Annotated in this window: 6 protein-coding genes; 4 read left to right on the top strand and 2 right to left on the bottom strand. The window is 73.3% G+C overall.

The annotated features are described in order from the left end of the window. Both ACFQ8C_RS02835 and ACFQ8C_RS02830 read right to left on the bottom strand, forming a co-directional pair. Positions 1 to 898, bottom strand: an 898-nt coding sequence (locus ACFQ8C_RS02835) for a methyltransferase domain-containing protein (RefSeq protein ID WP_383451593.1), incomplete at its 3' end; no start/stop codon positions are given. A 204-nt stretch (positions 899 to 1,102) separates the two neighbouring features. Next, a complete protein-coding gene (locus ACFQ8C_RS02830; protein ID WP_383451591.1) occupies positions 1,103 to 2,044 on the bottom strand; it encodes a cation diffusion facilitator family transporter in 942 nt (313 codons plus the stop codon). Positions 2,045 to 2,453: 409 nt separating this feature from the next. Between ACFQ8C_RS02830 and ACFQ8C_RS02825 the strand changes: the two genes are divergently transcribed. From ACFQ8C_RS02825 to ACFQ8C_RS02810, 4 genes are read left to right on the top strand one after another with little or no spacing between them, the layout of a single operon-like run. Continuing rightward, positions 2,454 to 4,268 carry a DUF5941 domain-containing protein gene (locus ACFQ8C_RS02825; protein ID WP_383451608.1) on the top strand — a complete coding sequence of 605 codons (1,815 nt, stop codon included), beginning with the start codon at positions 2,454 to 2,456 and terminating at the stop codon, positions 4,266 to 4,268. Beyond that, positions 4,265 to 5,014 carry a sugar phosphate nucleotidyltransferase gene (locus tag ACFQ8C_RS02820; RefSeq protein ID WP_383451590.1) on the top strand — a complete coding sequence of 250 codons (750 nt, stop codon included), beginning with the start codon at positions 4,265 to 4,267 and terminating at the stop codon, positions 5,012 to 5,014. The genes ACFQ8C_RS02825 and ACFQ8C_RS02820 overlap by 4 nt, the downstream gene beginning before the upstream one ends. Then, a complete protein-coding gene (locus ACFQ8C_RS02815) occupies positions 5,002 to 6,063 on the top strand; it encodes an iron-containing alcohol dehydrogenase family protein (RefSeq protein WP_383451589.1) in 1,062 nt (353 codons plus the stop codon). Before ACFQ8C_RS02820 ends, ACFQ8C_RS02815 begins: the two co-directional genes overlap by 13 nt. After that, entirely contained in the window at positions 6,041 to 6,820 is a 780-nt protein-coding gene (locus tag ACFQ8C_RS02810) for a CDP-alcohol phosphatidyltransferase family protein (RefSeq protein ID WP_383451588.1), read from the top strand. The genes ACFQ8C_RS02815 and ACFQ8C_RS02810 overlap by 23 nt, the downstream gene beginning before the upstream one ends. The last annotated feature ends 7 nt before the right edge of the window (positions 6,821 to 6,827 follow it).

Here is a 6,827-nt window from a genome sequence, read left to right as displayed (position 1 = left end):
CCGAGAGTCCGGGCAGCCAGGCGTCCGGGTCGGCGCGCAGCGCGTCGACCAGCCCGGCCTCGGCGGGCGACCCGAAGGCGGCCGCCGTCACCTCGTGGACCGCGTCCCGGTCGGCCTCCCGCTCGGGACGGGTGGGCCAGCGGGGGTCGGCCGGACGGAGCACGAAGCCCGCGTAGCCGTAGTCGTCGCCGTGCTCGCGGCGCAGCGCGATCTCGGCCCGCGCCGCCGCCACCGCCCCGGCCATCCCGGGCACGGAGGTGTCGGCGGCGTCGGCCCGCGCGGCGAGCGGGACGTAGTACTCGTCCCAGTCGCCCTCGGGCTGGGTGAAGGCGCCCGACACGTGGTAGCCGGCCGCGACCGCGGCGGCCGAGAGCTCCGCGACGGTACGGAGCGGATAGTGCTCGTCCCAGAAGGCGCGGGCCTCCGGGCCGGGAGCGCCGGTGGTCCACACGCACTCGGTGAGGACCAGCGTCCCTCCCGGCGCGAGCAGCCGGCGCCACTCGGCGAGCGCCCGGTCGAAGCCGAGCACGAAGACCGAGCTCTCGGCCCAGACGAGGTCGAAGGAGCCGTCGGGCCAGGGCAGCGCGCCCATGTCGCCGTGTACCGCGCGAACCGAGTCGGCGAGACCGCGGTCGGCGGCGGCCGCGCGCAGCTCGTCGAGGAACGGCTCGTGGGTGTCGACGGCGGTCACCTCGGCGCCCGCCTCGGCGGCCAGGAGCAGCGCGGAGCGGCCGGGGCCGCAGCCCAGGTCGAGCACGCGCGGACGCCCGGGGAGCCTCCCCGCGAGCGCGAGGAGACGGCGGGTGGTGGCGTCGGAGCCCGGACCCTGCCGCGGAAGACCGCGGTGCAGGGCGAAGAAGGCGTCGTGGGACGCGGAAGGGGAAGTGGTGTCGGACAACGTGGAAACCCTTGGTGTGAAAGGGTCCCGGCCGACGACGTGACGGACCGGTGGAAGAACCGGGATCAGGTCAGCCGGAGACCCGGGAGCTGAAGCTGGACCGGGTGCGGCCGCTCGTGGCGGCCTCCATCGCGACGGTCATCAACCCCAGCTCCTCTCACGCACGTGTTCGTACGGCGAGCCTAACAGGCGGGCACGGGGGGATCACAGACAGAGCCCGGCCTCGTGCTGGGCGTGCCCGGCCGGCTCCAGCTGGAAGGTGCAGTGCTCCACGTCGAAGTGGTCGCCCAGGCAGCCCTGGAGCTCGTGGAGCATCTTCTCGTGGCCGACCGAGTCCAGCGCCCCCGCGTCCACCACCACGTGGGCGGAGAGGACCGGCATCCCGGAGGTGATCGTCCAGGCGTGCAGGTCGTGTACGTCCTCGACGCCCGGCAGCGCCAGGATGTGCGCCCGGACCTCCGCCATGTCCACGCCCTTGGGGGCCGCCTCCAGGAGCACGTCCAGGGTCTCCCGCAGCAGCTTGACCGTGCGCGGCACGATCATCAGGCCGATGACCAGGGAGGCGATCGGGTCGGCGTACTGCCAGCCGGTCGCCAGGATGATCGCGGCGGAGACGATGACGGTCACCGAGCCGAGCGCGTCGGCCAGCACCTCCAGATAGGCGCCCCGTACGTTCAGGCTCTCCTTCTGTCCCCGCATGAGCAGCGACAGCGAGACGACGTTGGCCACCAGGCCGACCGCGGCGAAGGCGATGGCGAGCCCGCCCCTGGTCTCGGCCGGCTCCATGAACCGCTGGACCGCCTCGTACAGCACGTACCCGCCGACGCCGAGGAGCAGCAGACAGTTGGCGAGCGCGGCCAGGATCTCCGCCCGGGCGAAGCCGAAGGTGCGGTTCCCGGACGGCGGCCGGTTGGCGAAGTGGATCGCCAGCAGCGCCATCGCGAGCCCGATCGCGTCGGTCGCCATGTGCGCCGCGTCGGCGATCAGCGCGAGCGAGTCGGCGACCAGGCCGCCGACGATCTCGACCACCATCACGGAGAGCGTGATCCCGAGTGCGATCCGCAACCGGCTGCGGTACGCGGCACCCGCCGTGCCCGTCGGCGGCGCGCCCCCGTGGCTGTGCCCGTGGTCGTGTCCAGCCCCCATGACGTGGCCTCCCAAGTCCTGTCGCGTCGGTGCCCCAAGTGGCCAGTGAACTACGGGTGGGGGGTATGTGCAACACGGTACTGAACACCGTTGTCATTGCTCTGACCTGCGGCGATGTCCTCCCGGTCGGTATGCGTACGATCGCCTGCCGGAACGCCCTCGAAGCGACCCCGCACACCGGTTTGGAGGGCGGGCCGCCGATCACCGATGATGATCGCGCGGAGCCCCGCGCACCCCGGCGGCGGAGGGCGGGCCGGGGGGAGTCCGGCGTGCGAAGCCTCGGTGAACTCACGCTCCGTCGATCCGATAGCCTCAGCCGACGTGCCGCCGCCCGGTGCCGGGGCGCACCGTCGCGCCCGGGACCGACAGGCCCCGTCGGCCCTCTGCCCGTTCCAAGGAGTGAGTTCGTCTGTCGACCGCCATCCTCACCGGCCCGCCGGCACCCGGATCCTCGCTCGACGGTGATCTGCGGTCGCTCGGCTTCCACGTCCGCTGGGCCACCGGCGCCGAGGAGGCCCGAACCCTCCTGGCCGCCGTCCCCGCGGGCGAGCGCGTCGCCCTCGTCGACTCCCGCTTCGTCGGTCACCGCCACGCCCTGCGCCTCGCGCTGACCGACCCCCGCTTCCCGGCCGCGGCCGTCCCCGGGGCGCTCGCCGCGCAGCCCGAGGCCCGCCCGGCCCTGGTCCGCGCGCTGTCCGCCGCCCCCGCGCTCACCGCCCCGGCCGCCGCCGAGCCCGACCGCGACCTCACCGAAGCCGTCGCCGACGCCCTCGACGCCGACGGCGTCGCCGTGCACCGGCCCGCGCTCGGCACCCTCGTCGCCGCCGTCCCCGCCGACGCCGCGGCCCGCCACGAGGCCCGTGCCGCCGTCGACGCCGTCGACGACGAGGCCGTCCGCCTCCGCTCCGCAGTGAAGGCCCACGACGGCTTCTTCACCACCTTCTTCATCAGCCCCTACTCGCGGTACATCGCCCGCTGGTGCGCCCGCCGGGGCCTCACTCCCAACCAGGTCACCACCGCCTCGCTGCTCACCGCCCTGATCGCGGCCGGCTGCGCGGCCACCGGGGAGCGCGGCGGCTACGTCGCCGCCGGCGTCCTGCTGCTGGTCTCCTTCGTCCTGGACTGCACCGACGGGCAGCTCGCCCGGTACGCGCTCAAGTACTCGACGATGGGCGCCTGGCTCGACGCCACCTTCGACCGGGCCAAGGAGTACGCCTTCTACGCCGGTCTCGCCCTCGGCGCCGCCCGGAACGGCGACGACGTGTGGACGCTCGCGCTCGGCGCCATGGTCCTCATGACCTGCCGGCACGTCGTCGACTTCTCGTTCAACGAGTCGAACGTCTCCGACGCGGCGGCCGCGGGCTCCACCGCCAAGACCAGCCTGGCGCTCTCCAGCCGGCTCGACGGCGTCGGCTGGACCGTCTGGGCCCGGCGGATGATCATCCTGCCGATCGGCGAGCGCTGGGCGATGATCGCCGTCCTCACCGCCGTCACCAGCCCCCGGATCGTCTTCTGGGCCCTGATCGCCGGCTGCGCCTTCGCCGCCTGCTACACCACGGCCGGCCGGCTGCTGCGCTCGGTGAAGCGCCGCGGTCCGCGCACCGACCGCGCCGCCCGGGCCCTCGCCGACCTCGCGGACTCCGGACCGCTCGCGCTCCTGGTCGCCCGCGTCACCCGCCGCCTGCCGGCGCCGGCCCCGGTGGCCGCCCTGCTCGGCGCCGCCCTGATGATCTCCGTCGCGGCCACCGCCCCGGTCGGGAGCTGGGCCACCGTCGGCGCCGCCGGCGGCTACGCGGTCCTCGCCGGCATCGCCGTGGCCCGCCCCCTCAAGGGCCCGCTCGACTGGTTCGTCCCGTCGTTCTTCCGCGCCGCCGAGTACACCACCGTGCTGCTGCTCGCCGCCCGCTCGGACGTGCCGCAGGCCGTCCCCGCGGCGTTCGGCCTGGTCGCGGCGGTCGCCTACCATCACTACGACACGGTGTACCGCATTCGCGGCGGCACCGGCGCGCCGCCCGCCTGGCTGGTGCGCGTCACCGGCGGACACGAGGGGCGCACGCTCCTGGTGACCGTCCTCGCCGCCCTCCTGGTGGACCGCGGCGACGACTTCACCCTGGCGCTGACCGCCCTGGCGGGCGCGCTCGCCCTCGTGGTGCTCGTGGAGTCCATCCGCTTCTGGGTCTCCTCCGGAGCGCCCGCTGTTCATGACGAAGGAGAAACAGCATGATCGGCCTCGTTCTGGCAGCCGGTGCCGGACGGCGACTGCGCCCGTACACCGACACCCTCCCGAAGGCCCTCGTGCCCGTGGACCCCGCGGGGGACGGGTCGATCACCGTCCTCGACCTCACGCTGAAGAACTTCGCCGAGGTCGGCCTCACCGAGGCCGCCATCGTCGTCGGCTACCGCAAGGAAGCCGTCTACGCCCGCAAGGCCGAGCTGGAGGCGACGTACGGCCTCACCCTCACCCTGATCGACAACGACAAGGCCGAGGAGTGGAACAACGCCTACTCCCTGTGGTGCGCCCGTGAGGTCCTGAAGCGCGGGGTGATCCTCGCCAACGGCGACACCGTGCACCCGGTCTCCGTGGAGAAGACGCTGCTCGCCGCCCGCGGCGAGGGCCGGAGGATCATCCTCGCCCTCGACACGGTGAAGTCGCTCGCCGACGAGGAGATGAAGGTCGTCACGGCCGAGGGCGCCGGCGTCCGGAAGATCACGAAGCTGATGGACCCGGCCGACGCGACCGGCGAGTACATCGGCGTCACCCTCATCGAGCCCGAGGCCGCCGAGGAGCTCGCCGACGCCCTGAAGGCCACCTTCGAGCGCGACCCCGACCTGTACTACGAGGACGGCTACCAGGAGCTCGTGAACCGCGGCTTCACCGTCGACGTCGAGCCCATCGGCGAGGTCTCCTGGGTGGAGATCGACAACCACGACGATCTCGCCAAGGGCCGGGAGATCGCGTGCCGGTACTGACCCGACTGATCCCGTCGCCGGTCGTCGTCGACATCCGCCGGGGCGCGCTGGAGGGACTCTCCGCGCTCATGGCGGACGAGAGGATCTCCAGCAACGGCAAGATCGCCGTCGCGATCAGCGGCGGGTCCGGGATCGCCCTGCGCGAGCGTTTCTCCGCCGAGCTGCCGGGTGCCGACTGGTACACCGTCGCCGGCGGCACCATCGACGCGGCCGTCGAGCTGGCCGACGCCATGCGCGGCAAGCGGTACGACGCCGTGGTCGCGCTGGGTGGCGGCAAGATCATCGACGTGACGAAGTACGCGGCCGCCCGGGTCGGGCTGCCGCTCGTCGCCATCGCCACCAACCTGTCGCACGACGGCCTCTGCTCGCCGGTGTCCACCCTGGACAACGACAACGGCCGCGGCTCCTACGGCGTGCCCACCCCGATCGCGCTCGTCATCGACCTCGACGTGATCAGGGACGCCCCGGTCCGCTTCGTCCGCTCCGGCATCGGCGACGCGGTCTCCAACCTCTCCGCCCTCGCGGACTGGGAGCTCTCCCACCGCGAGACCGGCGAGAAGATCGACGGCCTCGCCGCCGCCATGGCCCGCAGCGCGGGCGAGGCGGTGCTCCGGCACCCCGGCGGCGTCGGCGACGACGACTTCCTCGTCACCCTCTCCGAGGGCCTGGTCATGTCCGGCATCGCCATGTCCATCAGCGGCGACACCCGGCCCTCCTCGGGCGCCTGCCACGAGATCAGCCACGCCTTCGACCTGCTGTACCCGGCCCGCGCCGCCAGCCACGGCGAGCAGTGCGGCCTCGGCGCGGCCTTCGCGATGCACCTGCGCGGGGCCCACGACGAGTCCCGCGCGATCGTGGAGACCCTGCGCCGGCACGGCCTGCCCGTACGGCCGGAGGAGATGGGCTTCACGGTCGACGAGTTCGTGCGGGCGGTCGACTTCGCCCCGCAGACCCGGCCGGGCCGCTTCACCATCCTGGAACACCTCGACCTCTCCACCGACCAGATCAGGGACGCGTACGCCGACTATGCCCAAGCCATCGGTTGCTGAACTCCGCCCCGTCGTCCACCCGCCGGGCGTCAAGGACCGGCGGAGCGGCGAGCACTGGGGCGGTCGCCTCTACATGCGGGAGATCTCCCTCCGGATCACCCGCCAGCTGGCGAACACCAAGGTCACGCCCAACCAGCTGACCTACCTGATGACGCTCTTCGGCGTGCTCGCCGCCCCGGCGCTCCTCGTGCCGGGCGTCTGGGGCGCGGTCCTCGGCGTCGTCGCCGTGCAGATGTACCTGCTGCTCGACTGCGTCGACGGCGAGCTGGCCCGCTGGAAGAAGCAGTACTCGCTGGCCGGCGTCTACCTGGACCGGGTCGGCGCCTACCTGTGCGACGCGGCCGTCCTCGTCGGCTTCGGCCTGCGCGCCGCCGACCTGTGGGGCGGGGGCCGGATCGACTGGCTGTGGGCCTTCCTCGGCACGCTGGCCGCGCTCGGCGCCATCCTGATCAAGGCGGAGACCGACCTGGTCGGCGTCGCCCGCCACCAGAACGGCATGCCCCCGGTCAAGGAGTCCGCCTCGGAGCCCCGTTCCTCCGGCATGGCGCTGGCCCGCCGGGCCGCCGGCGCGCTCAAGTTCCACCGGCTGATCCTCGGGATCGAGGCCTCGCTGCTGATCCTGGTCCTCGCCTTCGTCGACCAGGCGCGGGGCGACCTCTTCTACTCCCGGCTCGGTGTCGCGGTCCTCGCGGGCATCGCGCTGCTCCAGACCGTGCTGCACCTGGTCTCGATCATGGTGTCCAGCAGGCTGAAGTGAGGGACGG

Origin of the sequence: Streptomyces sp. NPDC056503 (assembly GCF_042794995.1) — a bacterium.
In the GTDB taxonomy this organism is placed as follows: Bacteria; Actinomycetota; Actinomycetes; order Streptomycetales; family Streptomycetaceae; genus Streptomyces.
This window is presented reverse-complemented; position numbering and strand designations above follow the sequence as displayed.

Excerpts from the sequence above, each read along its gene's own strand:
- ACFQ8C_RS02830 (WP_383451591.1), bottom strand. The coding sequence starts at position 2,044 with ATGGGGGCTGGACACGACCACGGGCACAGCCACGGGGGCGCGCCGCCG.
- ACFQ8C_RS02810 (WP_383451588.1), top strand. The coding sequence starts at position 6,041 with ATGCCCAAGCCATCGGTTGCTGAACTCCGCCCCGTCGTCCACCCGCCG.
- ACFQ8C_RS02820 (WP_383451590.1), top strand. The coding sequence starts at position 4,265 with ATGATCGGCCTCGTTCTGGCAGCCGGTGCCGGACGGCGACTGCGCCCG.